General features: G+C 74.7%; 19 protein-coding genes. 15 read left to right on the forward strand and 4 right to left on the reverse strand.

The features are described 5' to 3' along the window. Nucleotides 1–160 precede the first annotated feature (160 nt). The 4 genes from ACQEVU_RS16005 to ACQEVU_RS16020 all read left to right on the forward strand — a co-directional run bounded on the left by ACQEVU_RS16005 (nt 161) and on the right by ACQEVU_RS16020 (nt 7401). Nucleotides 161–1444, forward strand: a complete 1284-nt coding sequence (locus ACQEVU_RS16005; RefSeq protein ID WP_433324114.1) for a carbohydrate binding domain-containing protein — start codon at nt 161–163, stop codon at nt 1442–1444. Between the two features lie 75 nt (nt 1445–1519). Then, entirely contained in the window at nt 1520–4588 is a 3069-nt protein-coding gene (locus ACQEVU_RS16010; protein WP_433324116.1) for a BTAD domain-containing putative transcriptional regulator, read from the forward strand. 5 nt (nt 4589–4593) lie between these two features. Next, nucleotides 4594–6114, forward strand: coding sequence for a bifunctional 3-(3-hydroxy-phenyl)propionate/3-hydroxycinnamic acid hydroxylase (locus ACQEVU_RS16015; RefSeq protein WP_433324118.1), 1521 nt, complete (start codon nt 4594–4596; stop codon nt 6112–6114). Between the two features lie 93 nt (nt 6115–6207). Then, a complete protein-coding gene (locus tag ACQEVU_RS16020) occupies nt 6208–7401 on the forward strand; it encodes a hypothetical protein (RefSeq protein WP_433324120.1) in 1194 nt (397 codons plus the stop codon). Nucleotides 7402–7424: 23 nt separating this feature from the next. Here ACQEVU_RS16020 and ACQEVU_RS16025 read toward each other — a convergent pair whose 3' ends face one another. Further along, a complete protein-coding gene (locus ACQEVU_RS16025; RefSeq protein ID WP_433324122.1) occupies nt 7425–8822 on the reverse strand; it encodes a diguanylate cyclase domain-containing protein in 1398 nt (465 codons plus the stop codon). A 107-nt stretch (nt 8823–8929) separates the two neighbouring features. On the opposite strand from ACQEVU_RS16025, the gene ACQEVU_RS16030 reads away from it, so the two are divergent. From ACQEVU_RS16030 to ACQEVU_RS16055, 6 genes are all read left to right on the forward strand, one after another. Next, nucleotides 8930–9241 carry an ArsR/SmtB family transcription factor gene (locus tag ACQEVU_RS16030; protein ID WP_433324124.1) on the forward strand — a complete coding sequence of 104 codons (312 nt, stop codon included), beginning with the start codon at nt 8930–8932 and terminating at the stop codon, nt 9239–9241. Beyond that, nucleotides 9225–9698, forward strand: a complete 474-nt coding sequence (locus tag ACQEVU_RS16035) for an SRPBCC family protein (RefSeq protein WP_433324126.1) — start codon at nt 9225–9227, stop codon at nt 9696–9698. Before ACQEVU_RS16030 ends, ACQEVU_RS16035 begins: the two co-directional genes overlap by 17 nt. Beyond that, nucleotides 9695–9967: a YciI family protein gene (locus tag ACQEVU_RS16040; protein ID WP_433324128.1), complete on the forward strand. Its 273-nt coding sequence runs from the start codon at nt 9695–9697 to the stop codon at nt 9965–9967. The genes ACQEVU_RS16035 and ACQEVU_RS16040 overlap by 4 nt, the downstream gene beginning before the upstream one ends. Before the next feature lie 70 nt (nt 9968–10037). Then, nucleotides 10038–10820, forward strand: coding sequence for a DUF4097 family beta strand repeat-containing protein (locus tag ACQEVU_RS16045; RefSeq protein WP_433324130.1), 783 nt, complete (start codon nt 10038–10040; stop codon nt 10818–10820). A 295-nt stretch (nt 10821–11115) separates the two neighbouring features. Then, nucleotides 11116–11286 (forward strand): hypothetical protein, encoded by a 171-nt coding sequence (locus ACQEVU_RS16050; RefSeq protein ID WP_433324132.1) that lies wholly within the window; start codon nt 11116–11118, stop codon nt 11284–11286. Between the two features lie 20 nt (nt 11287–11306). Beyond that, nucleotides 11307–11516, forward strand: coding sequence for a hypothetical protein (locus ACQEVU_RS16055; protein WP_433324134.1), 210 nt, complete (start codon nt 11307–11309; stop codon nt 11514–11516). A 105-nt stretch (nt 11517–11621) separates the two neighbouring features. Here the strand turns inward: ACQEVU_RS16055 and ACQEVU_RS16060 are convergent, their stop codons facing one another. Next, nucleotides 11622–12365 carry a maleylpyruvate isomerase family mycothiol-dependent enzyme gene (locus tag ACQEVU_RS16060; RefSeq protein ID WP_433324136.1) on the reverse strand — a complete coding sequence of 248 codons (744 nt, stop codon included), beginning with the start codon at nt 12363–12365 and terminating at the stop codon, nt 11622–11624. Further along, nucleotides 12362–12973, reverse strand: a complete 612-nt coding sequence (locus tag ACQEVU_RS16065; protein ID WP_433324138.1) for a TetR/AcrR family transcriptional regulator — start codon at nt 12971–12973, stop codon at nt 12362–12364. Before ACQEVU_RS16065 ends, ACQEVU_RS16060 begins: the two co-directional genes overlap by 4 nt. Nucleotides 12974–12984: 11 nt before the next feature. On the opposite strand from ACQEVU_RS16065, the gene ACQEVU_RS16070 reads away from it, so the two are divergent. The 3 genes from ACQEVU_RS16070 to ACQEVU_RS16080 are packed head-to-tail and all read left to right on the forward strand — an operon-like array spanning nt 12985 to nt 14364. Continuing rightward, complete coding sequence (locus ACQEVU_RS16070) at nt 12985–13401, forward strand: hypothetical protein (RefSeq protein ID WP_433324140.1); 417 nt, start codon at nt 12985–12987, stop codon at nt 13399–13401. 58 nt (nt 13402–13459) lie between these two features. Beyond that, nucleotides 13460–14008: a D-alanyl-D-alanine carboxypeptidase family protein gene (locus tag ACQEVU_RS16075; RefSeq protein ID WP_433324142.1), complete on the forward strand. Its 549-nt coding sequence runs from the start codon at nt 13460–13462 to the stop codon at nt 14006–14008. Continuing rightward, complete coding sequence (locus ACQEVU_RS16080; RefSeq protein ID WP_433324144.1) at nt 14005–14364, forward strand: hypothetical protein; 360 nt, start codon at nt 14005–14007, stop codon at nt 14362–14364. Before ACQEVU_RS16075 ends, ACQEVU_RS16080 begins: the two co-directional genes overlap by 4 nt. Here the strand turns inward: ACQEVU_RS16080 and ACQEVU_RS16085 are convergent. After that, nucleotides 14344–14931: a TetR/AcrR family transcriptional regulator gene (locus ACQEVU_RS16085; protein ID WP_433324146.1), complete on the reverse strand. Its 588-nt coding sequence runs from the start codon at nt 14929–14931 to the stop codon at nt 14344–14346. The genes ACQEVU_RS16080 and ACQEVU_RS16085 overlap by 21 nt on opposite strands. A 46-nt stretch (nt 14932–14977) precedes the next feature. Between ACQEVU_RS16085 and ACQEVU_RS16090 the strand changes: the two genes are divergently transcribed. Beyond that, nucleotides 14978–15787, forward strand: coding sequence for a class I SAM-dependent methyltransferase (locus tag ACQEVU_RS16090; RefSeq protein ID WP_433324148.1), 810 nt, complete (start codon nt 14978–14980; stop codon nt 15785–15787). A gap of 76 nt (nt 15788–15863) precedes the next feature. Beyond that, a complete protein-coding gene (locus tag ACQEVU_RS16095) occupies nt 15864–17381 on the forward strand; it encodes an aminotransferase class V-fold PLP-dependent enzyme (RefSeq protein ID WP_433324150.1) in 1518 nt (505 codons plus the stop codon). The last annotated feature ends 5 nt before the right edge of the window (nt 17382–17386 follow it).

Raw genomic sequence — 17386 nt, forward strand, 5'->3', positions numbered from 1 at the left:
CGTGTTTCCTCCGTTCGTGATCCGGCAACCTTCCGGCGGCATCACACGGACGATGCGACACAGCGGACGGTACCGCCATCAGCGATCACGACGGAGTTGCCACCTCCAGAAACAGTTAACAAACCTTGACATTAGCCGGGGCGACCATTCTCATCGATGTATGCGTGGGTGGAGAGGTCTGGCGGTCGGCGCCGGGTGCGTGACGGCCGCCGTGGTGGCGATTTCCGCGATGGTGCTGCCGGCCAGCGCCGGCACGAACCCGGTCGGCGATCCGGGGTTCGAGTCCGGCCTGTCCGGGTGGTCGTGCAGCGGCACGACGAGCGCCGCGACGGGCACGGTCCACTCCGGGACGTACGCGCTGAAGGCGACGCCCAGCGCCGGTGACACGGCCCAGTGCACCCAGTCCGTACCGGTCTCGCCGAACACGACGTACACGCTGACGGCTTGGGTGAACGGCAGTTACGTGTACGTCGGGGCCTCCGGCGCGAGCATCTGGACCCCGTCCACGGGCGGGGCGTTCCAGCAGCTCGCGACGTCCTTCACGACATCATCCACGACCACGAGCGTGACGGTGTTCGTGCACGGGTGGTACGGGCAGCCGACGTACTACGCCGACGACTTCGTCCTGACGGCCGGCTCGGGCGGCGGCACGACGGCGCCGCCCACTTCCACGCCGCCGACCTCCGCTCCGGCCAGCCCGTCGCCGACGAAGAGCCCGTCGCCGACAACGAGCCCCTCGCCGACGAAGAGCCCGTCGCCGACCGGTGGCACGGGCCCCGGCGCGAGCCTCGCGGCCTGCGCGTTCTGGTCAACCGTCACCCCGCCGGCCCGGGTCATCGGGCCGAGCCACAACTCGGTGAGCCAGGGGCCGCTGATCAGCCTGAGCGGCCGGCTTCCCGCACCGTCGACGGTCACCGGTGCGCTCAGCGGCTCCAGCGTGACGATCACGTTCAGCCGGGTGACGGGCGCCGCGGCGTACCGGGTGTGGCGCAACAGCCAGTCGATCGGCTGGGTCGACGACTGGGGCCAGGCGACGCTGTCCGTGACCGACACCGCACCGTGCCGCAACGCGCACTACACGGTCGCGGCACTGCGCTCCGACGGGAGCGACGCCTCCACCGGCGCGCTGTCCCAGCCGTACATCCTCGCCGACAGCGGGGCCGTCCAGCCGTACGCCATTCCCGCCGGAACCCGGTTCGAGTACGAGATCACGTCGTACAACGACCTCGGCCAGACGGCGAGCGGCATCAACACGGCGCTGGGCATCTGCGCGGTCGACACCCGGTACATCCCGTGGGGAACCCGCTTCAAGGTGGACGGGTACGGCTACTGCTACGCGGCCGACATCGGCACCTGGATCCAGGGCCAGATCGTGGACGTGTGGCTCCCCGGCGCCGAGGCCGACAGCTGGGGCGTGCAGAAGCGGACGATCACCATCCAGTAGTTCGGGTGGACGGCGCTGTAGGGCCGCCGGGGGTACCATCGGCGGGTTCGTGCAGACAGCGACGAGGGAAGCGCCGTGCGGTTCGGGGTCTTGGGGCCGTTGCTGGTGCTGCGCGACGGCGAGCCGGTCGCGCTCGGCGCCCCCAAGCAGCGCACGCTGCTGGCGCTGCTGCTCCTGCGCCCCAACCGGCCGGTCACGACCGACTGGCTCGTCGACGCCCTGTGGGACGGCGCGCCGCCGCCCGGCGCGCCCGTGACGCTGCGGACCTACGTCGCCGGCCTGCGCCGCGCCCTCGAACCCGGCCGCGGTCCGCGCTCGCCGGGCCGGGTCGTGCGCTCCCACGACGGCGGCTACGAGCTGTGTGTCCCGCCCGAGGCGATCGACGCCGAACGGTTCACCGCCCTCGCCGCCGACGGTGCGCGGGCGCTCGCCGGCGGCGATCCCGGCACGGCCGAGCGGTGCTACGCCGAGGCCCTGGCCCTGTGGCGCGGCGACCTGCCGGTCGCCGACCTCGCCGCCGTCCGCCCCGACGTCGCCCGCCTCACCGAGGCCCGGCTCGGCGCGCAGGAGGGCCGGCTCACCGCCGGGGTGGCCGCCGGGCGCCACGACGCGGTGCTGCCGGACCTGCGGCGCCTGGTTGACCGGCACCCGGCCCGGGAGGCGGCGCGCGAGCAGCTCATGCTCGCCCTGTACCGCGCCGGCCGGGCGACCGAGGCGCTCGCCGCGTTCGACGCCGGCCGCCGGCTGCTCGCGGACGAATTCGGCGTCGAGCCCGGCCCGGGACTGCGCGAGCTGCACCGGCGCATCCTCACCCACACCGTCACGGGCCCCGCCGTCCCCGCCGTGGACCGCCCGGCGCCGCTGGTCGGCCGGGACGCCGAGCTGGCCCGGCTGGCGGAACTGCTGGCGGCGGCGGGGCGCGACGGCGGCCGGGTCGCGATCGTCGTCGGCGAGCCCGGCATCGGCAAGACCAGCCTGGCCTCCGCGGTGGCGCAGCGGGCCGCGCGGGCGGGGGTCCCGGTCGTGTGGGGCCGCTGCCCCGACCTCGGGCAGGCGCCGCCGTTCTGGCTGTGGACGCAGGTCGTGCGCGAGCTGACGGCGCTGCCGGGCGCCGGTGATCCGGGGGCGCGCGCGGCCCTGGCCGGCTTCACCGCCGACGCGGCCGGCGGCGGTGACGGGCCCGACCCGGCGGCCAGGTTCCGCGCCTACGAGGCCGTCGCCGCGCTCGTCCACGCGGCCGCCGGCCCGCGCGGGCTGGTCGTCGTCCTCGACGACCTGCACGCCGCCGACCCCGACTCGCGGCTGCTGCTGCGCTACCTGGCCACCGCCGTGCACCGCAGCCGGGCGCTGCTCGTCGTCACGGCGCGGCCCCACGACCACGACGCGGGGCTCGTCGCCACGCTCGCCGACCTGGCCCGCGCCCCCGGCGGGCGGCTGCGCCTCGAGGGCCTCGGCACCGCCGCCGTGGCCGACCTGGTGCACGAGCGGACCGGCGCGGCGCCGGCCGCCGGGCTCGTCGAGCGGCTGCTGCACCGCACGGGCGGCAACCCGTTCTTCCTCACCGAGCTGCTCGCGCCGGCCGGGCCGCCCGACGAGCACGACGCGCTGCCGCCGAGCGTGCGCGACGCCGTGCGGCTGCGGCTGCACGCGCCCGACCCGGCCACCCGCGAGTGCCTGGACCTGCTCGGCGTCGCCGGCCGCGAGCTCGACCTGCGGCTGCTGAGCGCGGCCGGCGGCACCGACGCGGCCGCGCGGCTGGCCGCCCCGGCCGCCGCGCACCTGATCGCCGGGGCCGGCCCGGGCGCGGTGCGCTTCCGCCACCCGCTGTTCGCCGAGGTCGCCTACGCCGAGCTGGCCGCGCCGCGCCGGGCCGTGCTGCACGCCCGGCTCGCCGGCGCCGCCGCGGTCATGCCCGGCCTCGGCGGCCTGACCGCGGCCGAGCTGGCCCGTCACTACGGCCAGGCGACCGGGCTCGGCCACGGCGAGGACTTCCTGCGCTGGACGCTGCGGGCCGCCGACGAGGCCACGTGGCGGCTGGCGTACGAGGACGCCCTGGCCCACCTCGACCGCGCCGCCGACCGGCTCGCGCCCAGCGCCGCCACCTCGCCGGAGGCGGCCGAGGCCGAGCTCGCGGTACAGCTGCACCGCACCTCGCTGCTGCAGATCACCGCCGGGGTGGGCAGCGACGCGGTCGAACACGCCGCGGCCCGGGCCCGCTCGCTGCTGCCGCTGGCCGGCCCCGGCGCCGACCTGAGCACCGCGCTGTGGACGCTCGGCGAGGTCGCCTGCAACCGCGCCGAGTTCGTCATCGCCGCCGACCTGGCCCACCGGCTCACCGGCGCCGCGCCGCACGACGACCCGCTGCTCGGCGCCGCCGGGCCCTACCTGCAGGGCGTCGTCGCCTACTTCACCGGCCGCCTCGCCGAGGCCGACGCGCGGCTCACCGCCGCCGTCGACCGGCTGCGCACCGTCGATGCGCGACGGCTGCGCGGGCAGATCGGGCGCACCCCGACGCTGTCGCCGTACAACTTCCGGGCGCTGGTGCGCTCGCTGCGCGGCGACCGGCCGGCGGCGCGGGCCGACCTGGCGGCGGCGCGGGAGCTGGCCGAGCGCGCCGACGATCCGTACGGCCGCGGCAACGCGGTGCTGTTCGCGGCCTGGACGGCCCTGCAGGAGCGCGACGCCGCCGCCGGCCGCGAGGCCGCCCGGCGCTGCCGGGAGATCGGCGCCCGGCAGCACATCGCGCACTTCGTGGGCATCGGGGAGTTCCTGGAGAGCTGGGCGGCGGTGCACGACGGCGACGCGGCGCGGCTCGGCGCGATGCGAGCCGAGGGCGAGGCCATCTACCGCCACGGGCTGCGCTCCACCCGCACGATCGCGATCGCCGCGATGGCCGACGCGTACCTCGCCGCCGGCGACCGGCGGACCGCCGCCGAGCTGGCCGACGAGGGCCTCGCCGCGGCCGAGGCCGTCGGCGAACGGGTGCTCACCGCCGAGCTGCGCCGCGTGCGGGGCCTGGCCCGCGGCGACGAGCGGGACCTGCGCCACGGCGCCGCGATCGCCGCCGAACAGGGTGCCGGGCTGCTGGCGGCCCGCTGTGGAGTACCGCCTCAACAGGATCTCAACAGCCGCCGTCTTGCCTAGGGGGCATGGACTTCGACGTCGTCGTGGTGGGCTGCGGGCCGGTCGGCGCGCTCACCGCCAACCTGCTCGGCACGCGCGGCGTGCGTACCCTGGTCGTCGAGCGCAGCACCGAGCCGCACCGGCAGCCGCGCGCGTTCTCCTGCGACGACGAGGCGCTGCGGGTGTACCAGCAGGCCGGGCTGCGCGACGAGGTGGCCGCGGACATGTACGCGCCGCCGGTCGTCGACTACGTCGGCGGCGACGGCCGGCCCTTCGCCACGATCGCCCTCGACGAGATCGACTTCGGGCTCGGCGCCGCGCCCCTGCACTTCTTCGACCAGCCGCGCCTCGAGGAGACGCTGCGCGCGGGCCTGGGCCGGTTCCCGCACGTGACCCTGCGCACCGGGGTCGAGCTGACCGGCCTGACCCAGGACGGCGACGGCGTCACGCTCGCGCTGCGCGACGTCGCGACCGGCGAGGCATGGCCGGTGCGCGCCCGCTACGTGCTCGGCTGCGACGGCGCCCGCAGCGCGACGCGGACCGCCGCGGGCATCCGGCTCGCCGGCACGTCGTACGAGGAGCCGTGGCTGGCCGTCTCCGGCGATGTCGCGGACGGCGGCGTCCGGCTGCCGCGGACCCGGTTCGTCTGCGACTGGCGCCGCCCCGCGTTCGTCTCGCCGGGCGCGTTCGGCACGTACCGCCTGGAGTTCATGCTCCGCGACGGCGAGACGCCGCAGGAGATGACCCGGCCGGAGACGATCGCCCGCCTGGTGGCCCCGTACGTCGACCCGGACCGCTTCAGCGTCACCCGCGCCGTCGTCTACACCTTCCACCATCTGATCGCCGATCGATGGCGGCACGGCCGGGTGTTCCTGCTCGGCGACGCGGCCCACCAGATGCCGCCGTTCCTGGGCCAGGGCCTGTGCAGCGGCCTGCGCGACGCCGCCAACCTCGCCTGGAAGCTCGCGCTGGTCCTCGACGGCGCCGCGGGCCCGGACCTGCTCGACACGTACGAGGCCGAGCGGCGCCCGCACACCGAGGCGATGGCGGCCACGAGTGTCCGCCTGGGCAAGGTCTTCCTGGTCCGCAGCCGCTACGCCGCCGCCGCGCGCGATGCGCTGCTGCGCGCGGTGCAGACCGTGCCCCGGGTCCGCCGTTTCGTGCGGCACTTCGAGTTCAAGCCGGCCCCGGCGCTGGCCGGCCGCGCCGCCCGGGGCCCGGTCGGCACGATGTTTCCCCAGCCGCAGGTCACGACCGCGGGCTCGCCGACCCCGCGGCGGCTCGACGACGTGCTCGGACCGGCCTTCGCGGTCATCGGCCCGGCGGTGGACGAGCACACGGCGGCCGCCTGGGCCGGTCCGGCCGCGACGTTCGTCCGGGTGCTGCCGGCCGCCTCGTCCGGGTCGCCGCTCGCCCCGGCCCACGACGTGGTCAACGTGGTCGACACCGGCGGCGTGCTCGGCGCATGGTTCGACCGGCACGGCGTCGCCCTGGCGGTGCTGCGCCCGGACCGCTTCGTCCACGGCACCGGCCCGCAGGCCACATAGCGCCGTGTCGCCTACTGGACAGTCGGTATTCCCCGCCCCGCCCGGCCGGTCCTCGTCGAGGTATCTCCAACCCCGACCCGCAGGGAGCGCCGCATGGACCGCAACCAGGCCATCGCCCACGCCGACCGGCTGGCGTCGTCGTCGACCGACTTCGCCGACTACTACCACGAGCGCGCCGTCGAGCTGCTCAACGACCCCGATGACCTGATGCAGGGCGCGTTCGGCGTCTGCGCCATGACCAGCATGGTCTGGAGCCTGCTGCACCAGGCCGACCTGACGAAGTTCGTCGCCCTGCTCGACGCGGTCTTCGCCGACGCCCCGTTCAACGGCATCCAGGCCCCGCCCGGCAAGCTGCTCGAGGGCCGGCAGAAGCAGTTCGACCGCAAGAAGGACCATCGCTCGGTCGTCGGCGGCAACCTGCCGGACTCGGACTACGAGCTGGACTTCATCCTCGCCCGCAGCCTCGGCAAGCTCCTGAAGATCAAGTCGCCGCTGATCTACAGCGCCGCCCTCGACGAGTCCAGCTGGATGGTCGCCAACTTCAAGGCCCGCGAGGGCACCTCGGTGGCGGTGATCTGCGAGCTGAGCCCCGCCTACGCGGCGGAGCTCAACGCCGGGACGATCTCCGACCGCCTTGCCCACGAGCTGCGCATGAACGACCTCGTCGCGCAGATGTACTGGGGCTTCGCCATCCACACCGCCGGCGCCACGGTGACGACGGTGACGCCGGGCAGCCACTGGACGCTGCTGCTGGCCGGCAACACGATCCCCGACCGCAAGACCCGCACGCTGACCATCAAGGCGACGAGCGGCGGCGCGCTGCAGGTCACCTACGACCCGTTCGGCGAGCCCGGCAGCTACCAGCGCGACGGCGACCTCGGCGTCGGCCCGACCGGCATGTCGTGGCTGATGCTGGACGTCCTCGGCGCAAAGTCGTGCCGCTTCGAGCACAGCTTCCTCGACGGCCTCGACGCGATCAAGACGGTCAACGCCGAGTTCGACCAGCCACACCCGTTCGTCTACGCGTTCGTCGACAGCTCGGTGAACTGGCAGGCGGCGAAGCGCGGCGAGGCCACCCCGTTCGACGTGGCGCCGACGCCGCACGCCCGCTACATCGCCAAGCCCCCGGTCACCGGCACCCACATCGTGGTCGTCACCGGCAAGATCACCGAGTCTCCCACCCACGTCCGCGTGCCGTGCTGGACATGGGGCGTGAGGTTCACCGCCGACATCCCGAAGGGCTACCTGACCGCCTACATCCGCGGCTACGCCCACGGCCAGCTCTGACGGCGCCTGCGGCCAAATCCGGCTCAGCACACCTGCAAGCTACCGCCGGGGTACGACAAGAATCGTTCGTCGCGTTCCTCGTCCGCGTACGCCACGTGGGACGGCCGGTGCTTCGCGCGGTACATCGCCTCGTCCGCCAGTTGCACCAGCCGCTCCGGGTCGACCGCGGCCTCGTCCGGCGTCTCCACGACCGCCACCCCGATGCTGGTGGTCACGCTCACCGTGTCCGCCGAGGACAGCACGACGGGCTCGGCGACCGCGTCAAGGATGCGCCCCAGTACGGCCGGGATCCGCTCCGCCGAGCCGATCTGCTCCAGCAGCACGACGAACTCGTCGCCGCCGACGCGGGCCACGAAGTCGGTGCCGCGGACCGTGCTGACCAGGCGGCCGGCGACGGCCACGAGGAGCTCGTCGCCGGCGGCGTGGCCGTAGCGGTCGTTGACCGGCTTGAAGCCGTTGAGGTCGAGGAAGAGTACCGCCATGGGGCCGCCGCCGCGGTGGACGCGGCCGGCGGCGTCGTGGATGCGGTTGACCAGGCGGCGGCGGTTGGCCAGGCCCGTGAGGGCGTCGTGCGAGGCGGCGTGCTCCTGGCGGCGCTGCTCGGTGACGTCGCGGTTGACGTACACGAAGCCGGAGCGGCCGCCGTCGGGACCGGTCAGGGTCGACACCGACGACAGCACGGTCAGCGGGGCGCCGTCGAAGCGCCGCTCGCGCAGCTCGCCGTTCCAGCGGCCGAGGTCGTCGAGGTCGTCGAGGACCTGGCGTACGCCGATCTCCTCGCCGTTCTCGTTGGCGCAGGTCGTCGCCAGCAGCGCGAAGAGGTCGCAGCCGACGGCCTCGCCGGCCGGGTACCCGTACAGCCGCTCCGCCCCGGCGTTCCACGAGTCGATGACGTTGTCGGCGGAGCAGGAGATGACCGCGTCGGAGATGGCGTCGAGCAGGTCGCCCTGCCGGCGGGCGTCGTCGAGCAGCGTCATGGTGGCCAGCAGCGCGCGGCCGTGCTCGAGCGCGGTGGCGGCCACGGCGGCGATCGCCTCGACGAACTCGGCGTCGGCGGCGGGCATCGGGCCGCTGCCGGGCGCCTGCACGGCGAGCGAGCCGACCGTCCGCCCGCGTACGACGATGGGGGCCACGACGACGCCGGCGGCCGCGGCGTCGGCCGGCGCGCGGCGCCCGGCCCGGTCGTCCAGCGCGGCGACCGCGGTCCGGCGCAGGGCCATGGCCGTGGCGGAGCCGGGATCGGCGCCGGCGAAGCGCACGAGGGCCGCCGTGCCGTCCTCGGGTACCACGGCGGCCGCCACGCACCGGTTGGCGACCTCAGCGGCGAGCTGGCTCGTCAGGTACTCCAGCAACCGGTCCTCGTCAGGCGCGGCGTTGAGCAGCCGTGCACCGACGGCCGCGACCACAGCGAAACGGGACACGAACGCCTATCGGCCGGAGAACGCCCGAGCTGAAGAGCTAACGGGTTGCTTGCCGGTACACCTCGGTAAGTGGTAACTTACGGTTCGCCATGACGAACATAACCGCGATGCTGGTCGCGCTCGGTGATCCCATGCGGCAGTCGATCCTTGACCGGCTATCGGACGGGCCGATGCCGGTGGGCCGCCTCGCCGACGTGCTGCCGATCAGCCGACCGGCGGTTTCACAGCACCTGCGGGTGCTCAAGGACGTGGGGCTCGTCACGGATCGCCAGGAGGGGACGCGCCGCCTCTACCAGGTCGACCCGGAGGGCGTCGCGGCGCTGCGCGCGCACCTCGACGCCATGTGGGCTCGGTCCCTCAGCGCATTCCAACAGCGGGTTGAGCAGGAAGTGGTTGAGAACGATGATCGAGACAGTTGAGGCCGTCAAGCGCGACATCGTGGTGAACATCGGCCGCGAGCGCGCCTTCGAGATCTTCACCGCCGAGATGACGTCCTGGTGGCCCAGCGCCCACCACATCGGCGACGCACCCATCGAGCGGATCGTCATCGAGCCCCGCGTCGGCGGCCGCTGGTACACCGTGCACCAGGACGGCTCGGAGACCTGCACCGGCGTCGTGGTCGTGTGGGACCCGCCCGGTCGCTTCGTGGTCACGTGGCAGATCGGGAGCGACTGGAAGTACCACGACGACCTCGTGACGACCGTGGACGTCCGGTTCGAGGAGGAAGCCCCCGGCCGCACCCGCGTCCGGCTGGAGCACCGGGACCTCGAGGCGTTCGGGGCCGACGCGGCCGCCATGCGCGTGACGTTCGAGCAGCCCGGCGCCTGGCACGGCACCCTGGCCGCCTACGCGGCGCGCACCGAGGAGGCGGCGTGAAGTACGTGGTGCTCTACACCTCTGCCGAGGACGTCGCGAGCCGGGCGCCCGCGCACTTCCCGGCCCACCGGGCGCGCCTCGACGAGTACCACGCCCGCGGCGACCTGCTGCTCGTCGGCACCTTCGGCGACCCGCAGAAGGAGGGCTCGATGGCGATCTTCCGCACCCGCGAGGCCGCCGAGTCGTTCGTGGCCGGCGACCCGTTCGTGCTCAACGGCGTCGTTGCGTCCTACGAGATCCGCGACTGGAACGAGACCCTCGCACCGTGACCCCACCGGGCCCGCGCGTGGCGCCACCGTGGCGCCATACTGGAACCGGCCAAGCCACGAGAGGAGCCCGATGCCCACGTTCGCCACGCCGGAGCCGATCGCGGTCCGGGTCGTCATGGACACCGGCCGCGTCCGCGTGGTCGCGACCGAGCGTGCGGACACCGTCGTCGAGGTGCGCCCCGCGGGGCCGGCGTCCTCCGCGATCGCGGCCGCCGAACAGACGACGGTCGAGCTCGCCGCCGGCGCCCTGACCGTGGCGGCCCCGCATCGGGCGTTCCTGCGACCGGGCGGCGGCATCGAGGTACACCTGCAGCTGCCCGCCGGTTCCGGCCTCACGGTGACCGCGGTGCTGGCCGACGTGCAGGCCGAGGGCCGCCTGGGCGCGTGCCGCTTCTCGACGGTCTCCGGCCCGATCCGCCTCGGGGAGACGGGCCCCCTGACCGTGTCGACGTCGGGCTCGGACGTCGTCGTCGAGCGCGTCGCCGGCCCCGCCGACGTGCAGGGCGCCACGTCGTCGGTGCACATCCGCGAGTGCACCGAGGACGTCACCGTGGCGACGGCGAACGGCGGCATCGCCGTGACCCGCCCCTCCGCGGGCGTCACCGCGAAGACCGCAAACGGCGACATCACCGTCGGCGCCCTGCTGCGCGGCGAGGCCCGCCTCACCACGGCCCGCGGCTCGGTCGACATCGGCATCGGCGCCGGCACCGCCGCCCACGTCGACGCCCGCAGCCGCCTGGGCTCGGTGCACAACCTCCTCGAGGTCCGCGACGGCCCGGCCGGCTTCGCCGAGCAGGCCACGATCCACGCCCGCACGTGGTACGGCACGATCACCATCCAACGCGCTTCCTAGAAGGGCCAAAGCCAGATCCGAGCTACCGCGACGCCCGCCGTGGGCGCTGCCCGTGACTCCCGGGCCAGCCACGTCCGCGCACAGTCGCGGTCCAGAAGAACCCCGCCGCGTACGGCCGCGCCGCCTTCGATCGCGCCGAGCCGCCGAGCCATCGGGCCGAGTTGGACCGCCGGGGCGCGCCACGCGTTCGCCTGCGTGGCCGGGTGCCTGGGGCGGGAGGCCCTGACCGAGTATCAGGTCGCCGGTGCCGGCGAACCAGGCGCCGCGGGCGGCCCGGCGAGCTTACGATCATGCTGTGCGCCGGACCGACCGTCGGACCCTGCTGCTCGGGCTTGCCGCGGGCGGGATCGCGCGCACCGGGCCCGGGCGGGCGCAGGCGCGCGACGCCGTCGCGTACGCGGCCCTTCGCGTCGTGCGGGAGAACCCCGGCCCGCCCGAGATCACATTGCCGCCGGGTACTGCCTGACGGCCGGACCGCAGTACCAGGTGGCCGGCCGCGCCGAGTTCACCGCGTTCGTCGAGGGCCCGGCGGACCCGGCCGGGATCCCGCCGGTGGCTGCGCGGTGGGCCACCGCGCAGGAGTGGATCGGCTCGTGGGAACCGAACGAGCTCGACCCGACGCTCGAAGGCCTCCGCGACCTGGCGAGGCAGGTCAACGGCCCCGACCAGCACATGTACGTCTGGTGGTGGCTGTAACGCGCGGCCGTCGCGAGAACCGCGCTGATGTGGCGGCCGCAGGTGGAGCCGCTCGCCGGCAGTCGTCACCGCGTTGTCGTGTGCGACCTGCCCGGGCACGGCGGGTCAGAAGGGGACGGCTGTGGCGAGCAGGCCGGCGGCCTCGCCGCGGCCGGAGACGATGCGGCAGAACTCCAGCGCGTCCAGGGTGATGTGCTCGCCGCCGGTGCCCCAGGTGCCGCCGGCGGGGCCAGTGAGCGAGAGCGTGTACGGCTCGCCGTGGCGGTCGGCCCACTCCTGCACGATGTCGGCGACCAGCCGGCCGTCGTGCTCGGCGGTGGGCGCGGGGTCCAGGCCGGTGGCGGCGCAGATGTCGAGGCGGTGCATGAACGGGTCCCGGGTCAGGATCACGTCGACCAGGAACGCGAACGTCCAGCGCTCCAGCCGTCCGTCGACCATCTGGGCCTCGGGCAGGGCGCGGCCGCGCAGGAAGCCGGGCACGCGGCGGCGGCCGCGCACGGCCTTCGGGGTCAGCTCGCGCCAGCGCTCGAGCAGCTCGTCCGTGGTGAGGGCGGCGTTGCGCCTGACCTGCAGCGCGGTCAGGAAGTCGATGGAGACGGCCGCCTTCGCCTTCCGGGCCTGGCGCAGCGACGTCGACATCTGGCCGATGAACTGCGGGAGGCCGGCCATCATCTGGACCATGCCGAGCATGTGGCCGGCGGTGTCGCGCACGCTCCAGCCGGAGTTGGCCGTCGGGGCCGACCATTGCGCCGGCTCGAGGCGGGCCATCAGGTCGGCGCAGCGGGTGTACTCGTCGCGGGCCAGGCGCATCGCGACCTCGCGCTCGATGCGTGGCTGCCGTGCGGTCATGGCCGGCTCCTCTCGTCGGTGATGCCGACGTTGTCGGCGAACATGTCGATGGCGCGGTCGAGCAGCCCGGACCAGCGCGTGCCGCCCGGGTCGTTGGCGAGCTGGGCGTCGATCATGCCGGAGACGACGGCGACGAAGAGGTCGATGTCGTCCTGGCCGCGCACGCCGTGGCGGGCCATCCGGGCGATGAAGTCCTGCATGACGGCCATCGACGGGGCGTACGCCTCGGGGCTCGGGGCGAAGTCGGGGATCGTGCGCAGGTTCATCAGCTGATGGCGGGCCGGGAAGGCGACGGCGAAGTCGAAGAACACGCGGGCGTAGAAGCGCATGGCGGCCCGGCTCGTGCGGGGCTCGCCGGACTCGACCGTCTTCGAGTACTCCAGGAACTGCGTCCAGGCGTCGCCGAACATCGCGTCGTAGATGGCGTGCTTGGACGCGAAGTGGGTGTACAGCGAGGGGGCCCGCATCCCCACGAGATCGGCCACCTCCCGCAGCGTCACCTGCGCCAGCCCCTTGTCCCGGGCGACCTGCCACGCGGCGTCGATGATCTCCCGACGCGTGGCCGTACGCCGTTCGGACTTCCTATCGCGCTTCGGTTCACCTAACACGATTAGGAGTATTGAGCCACCTGGCCCTCGGCGTCAAGGACCGGCACAGTGGGAGGCTGGGTGAACGCGCCAGGTCGACGGCTGTCAAGCGGTGGTCGAGGACGGCCGGCCGGCACCTGCGCTGGACGCTGCGCGAGCCGGCCATCGCGATGGCCAACTGGCGGCGGCTGCTGCGGCCCGGCGGCCGGCTCGTCGCCGTGGACGGCTTCTGGTTCACCGGCGGCGACGACGGGCCGCCGCTGTTCGCCGAGCACTACACCGCCGGCACCCGGGCGGCGCTGCCGTTCATGCAGCTCGACGGGCCCGAGCCGACCCTCGCCGCGGCGGTTTCGCCGGCCCGGCGGCCGAACCGAGGCCCGAGCTCGACGTCGGCGGCGGCGTGCCGTACGTCATCACCGCCACCAGCCGGGCTGAGTGAGGCTACCTAGCGCCGGATGAGGGATGTGACTCAAGACCGCGAATCCGTGCGCCCGGCATTGTCTTGGCATGCCGCACGCAATCGAGGAACCCGCCCGGCGGCGGGACGGGGTGTACCGGCGGATCACCCGGCTGCTCGCGGTCGGCCTGGTGCCGGTGGCCTGGTTCGCGGCGCCGGGGCGGGCGCGCCACACGGCGTGCCAGTGGGCGCTCTCGGCCCGGTTCCCGGCCGAGGACCTCGACGGCCTGACGAACCACGCGCGGGCGGCGTTCGAGGCGGCCCGGACCGAGGCGCTGTGGCGCCACGGCGAGCTGATCGGGCTCACGTCCGGATACCGCCACCCACTCGAGCAGGCGCGCCTCTTCCGGGCCGCGGTGGCGCGGGAGGGCTCGGTCGCCGCCGCGACGCGCCACGTCCTGCCGCCGCACGCCTCGCGGCACGTCGCCGGGACCGCGCTCGACGTGCGCCCGACCGAGGGTGCCCGGTGGCTGGAGCGCCACGGCCACCGGCACGGCCTGTACCGCACCTACGACAACGAATGGTGGCACTTCGAGTACCGCCCGGACGGCCGGCCGGTACGCCTGCCGCACCCGGGGATCGTATCGTTGCGGGCGTGATCCGAAGTCGATGGATGCGGCTCGGCGTCGGGGCGGCCATGACGGTCATCATGACGAACGGCATGGACCGGCAGCGGGGACACGTGTTCGCGCTGCTGGCGTTCGTCACCTACGGGACCGTGTTCGCCCTCGGGGCCTGGCCGGCGACGGGGCTGTGGCGCCTGACGCGCCGGCACCCCGCGGCCGACGTGGCCATCGGCGGAGCGTTTCTCGCGCTCCTGCTGTTTTTCTGCCTGCTGCTGATCCCGCCGCTGGCCTGGTGGGCGGCGGCCCTGATCGCGATGTCCCTCGGCGCGGTGCTCGTGCCGGTCCTCAAGCGGCTGGCCATGGCCCGGTCAGCGCGCCGCGCCGCCTAGGACCGTCACCACCACGCGGCGGACGGACCCGGGAGGCGGTGCGCCGCCCGTCTGCTCGGTGAACAGCAGGTGCGCGGCGCCGATCAGTGTCGGCGCGAGGGCGTCGATGTCGGCGTCCGGGGCGATCCGGCTCCGGTCCCGCTCCGCCCGCAGGTAGCCGGCGACCATCGCGGTGCCCTCCCCGACGAGCGGGAACCGGGCGGTGCCGGCGGCGCGCAGCCGCGCGCGCAGCTCGTCGCGGGCGATGATGAGCACGACGATCGCGGTCATGACCGGGTCGAAGAGGACCAGCAGCGCGCGGGTCAGGTTGTCGGCGACGTCGCCGGTGCCGGCCGCGTCGACCAGGTCGGTGGCGAGGATCCGCACGCGGGCGATGCGGTCCAGCACCAGCTCGGTGAGGAACGCGTCGAAGTCGGCGAAGTGGCGGTGCAGCACGCCCTTCGCGACGCCGGCCTCCGCGGTGACGGCCCGGCTGGTGAGGCCGGTGACGCCCTCGCGCACCAGCACCCGGAGGGCGGCCTCGAAGAGCTGCTGGCGCGGATCCTGCAACGCAACGCCGGTGGGCAACCGCGGGTCCTTCCGTAAGTGGGCACGTGCCCACTAGAGTGGGCGCATGCCCACTCTACCGCACGAGCAGCGCTCGATGGCCGAGTCGTTCGGGGTCGACCCGGCACGGTACGACCGGGGGCGGCCGCCGTACCCCGACGCCCTCATCGCACGGATCGTGGCCGCCGCGCCCGGGCCGGACTTCCTCGACGTGGGCTGCGGCACCGGCATCGAGGCGCGCCAGTTCCTCGCCGCCGGCCGCACCGTGCTCGGCGTGGAGCCCGACCCGCGCATGGCCGAGTACGCCCGCGGCACCGGCGTGGACGTCGAGGTCGCCGCGTTCGAGCAGTGGGAGCCGGGTGGGCGCGCGTTCGACGCGGTCGTCTGCGGCACCGCGTGGCACTGGGTCGACCCGGTCGCCGGCGCGGCGAAGGCGGCCCGGGTGCTGCGCCCGGGCGGGGTGCTGGCGCCGTTCGGGCACGTGTACCAGCTGCCGGCCCCGGTCGCCGAGGCCCTCGCCGCCGCGTACCGGCGGGTGGCCCCCGACGCGCCGCTCAACCGCTCCGCCCCGCCGGCCGGCTCGATGCTCGACGGGTACCGCGCCCTGTACGCGCGCGCCGCCGACGGCATCCGCGCGGCCGGGGGCTTCGAGGAGCCGGAGATCCGGCGGTACGACTGGGAGCGCACCTATACGCGCGAGGAGCTGCTGGAGCTGGTGGCGACGTCGGGCGGCCTGACCGCCCTGGCACCCGGGCTCGTGGCGGAGGTCCTCGCGGGCGTGGCGGCCGCCCTCGACGGGCTCGGCGACGCCGTCGCGCTGCCCTACGCCACGTGGGGGCTCACCGCGATCCGCGCCGCCGATGAGTCGCCAACCTGACCGACGGGGATCGAACCGGACCCGCGGGCCTGGACGTGACCGCTGTCACAGACCACGTCGGCCGCGGGAGGGCGTCATGGAGCGGAAGGAGCCGTCGCTCGTGCGGCGGGTGCGGGAAGGGGCGATCGGCGACGGCGCCGGGCTGCCGGGGCCGTTCGGGGTGCGGCCGCTCGTCTACGCCGACCACACCGCCTCGGGGCGGGCGCTCGGCTTCGTCGAGGACTTCATCCGGGCGCAGGTCATGCCGTGGTACGCCAACACCCACACGGAGGCGTCGGCGACCGGCCGGCGCACGACCGCGCTGCGCGAGCAGGCGCGGCGGCTGGTCCGCGACGCCGTCGGCGGCGGCGACGAGCACGCGGTCATCTTCTGCGGGTCCGGGTCGACGGCGGCGATCGACAAGCTGCGGCGGATCCTGACGCCGGCGGTGGTGTTCATCGGGCCGTACGAGCACCACTCCAACGAGCTGCCGTGGCGCGAGTCCGGCGCCGAGGTGGTCCGCGTCGCGCCGGACCGGCTCGAGGAGGCGCTGCGCGACCGCCAGGGCCGCGGGCTCGTCATCGGGTCGTTCTCGGCCGGCTCCAACGTGACCGGCGTGCGCACCGACGTCGACGCGGTCAGCGACCTGCTGCACCGCCACGGGGCCCTCGCCTGCTGGGACTACGCGGCGGCCGGGCCGCACGGCGGGCTGCGCATGCGCGGCGACGGACGGTACGCGCTCGGGCACCGCGACGCGATCTTCCTGTCCCCGCACAAGTTCCCGGGCGGCCCGGGCACCCCGGGCGTGCTCGTGGTGCGCCGGGAGCTGGTCCGCAACGCGGTCCCCACCGTGCCGGGCGGCGGGACGATCGTCTACGTCCACGACGGCGCCGCGTACTACCTCGACGACGTCGAGCACCGCGAGGAGGGCGGCACCCCGGCAATCATCGAGTCGATCCGGGCCGGGCTCGTGATGCAGCTGCACGGGGCGGTCGGCGACGAGGTGATCCGCGAGCGCGAGGACGCCTACGTGCGCCGGGCCCTGCACTCGTGGGGCCGCAACCGGGCGATCGAGATCCTCGGCGATGTGGACGGCGACCGCCTGCCCATCGTGTCGTTCGTCGTGCACGGCCCGGGCGGCGGGCGGCTGCACCACAACCTCGTCGTCGCCCTGCTCAGCGACGTCTTCGGCGTCCAGGCCCGCGGCGGGTGCTCGTGCGCGGGGCCCTACGGCCACGACCTGCTGCGCATCGGGCCCGAGCGGGCGCGGTGGCTCGCCGCCGAGGCGGTCAAGGGCCGGCTCGGGGTGAAGCCGGGGTGGGCGCGGGTGAGCTTCGCGTACTACCTGTCCGAGGCGCAGGTCGACTACATCGTCGAGGCGGTTCACCTGATTGCCACCTACGGCCCCCGCCTCCTGGGGGAATACCAATTCGATGAGGGCACCGGCCAGTGGACCCATCGCGGTGCGCCCGAGCCGGCCGTCGGGCTGGACGGCATCTCGTACGACGATGCCGGGCCGGAGGGGCTGCCCGCAGTACCGGATCCGGATTATGCGGGCCTGCTGGCGGCGGGCCGGGAGATCCTCACGGCCGGGACCCGGGTTGCGCCGGGGTAGCACCA

Origin of the sequence: Dactylosporangium sp. CA-139066, assembly GCF_050936175.1 — a bacterium.
Classification (GTDB): domain Bacteria; phylum Actinomycetota; class Actinomycetes; order Mycobacteriales; family Micromonosporaceae; genus Dactylosporangium.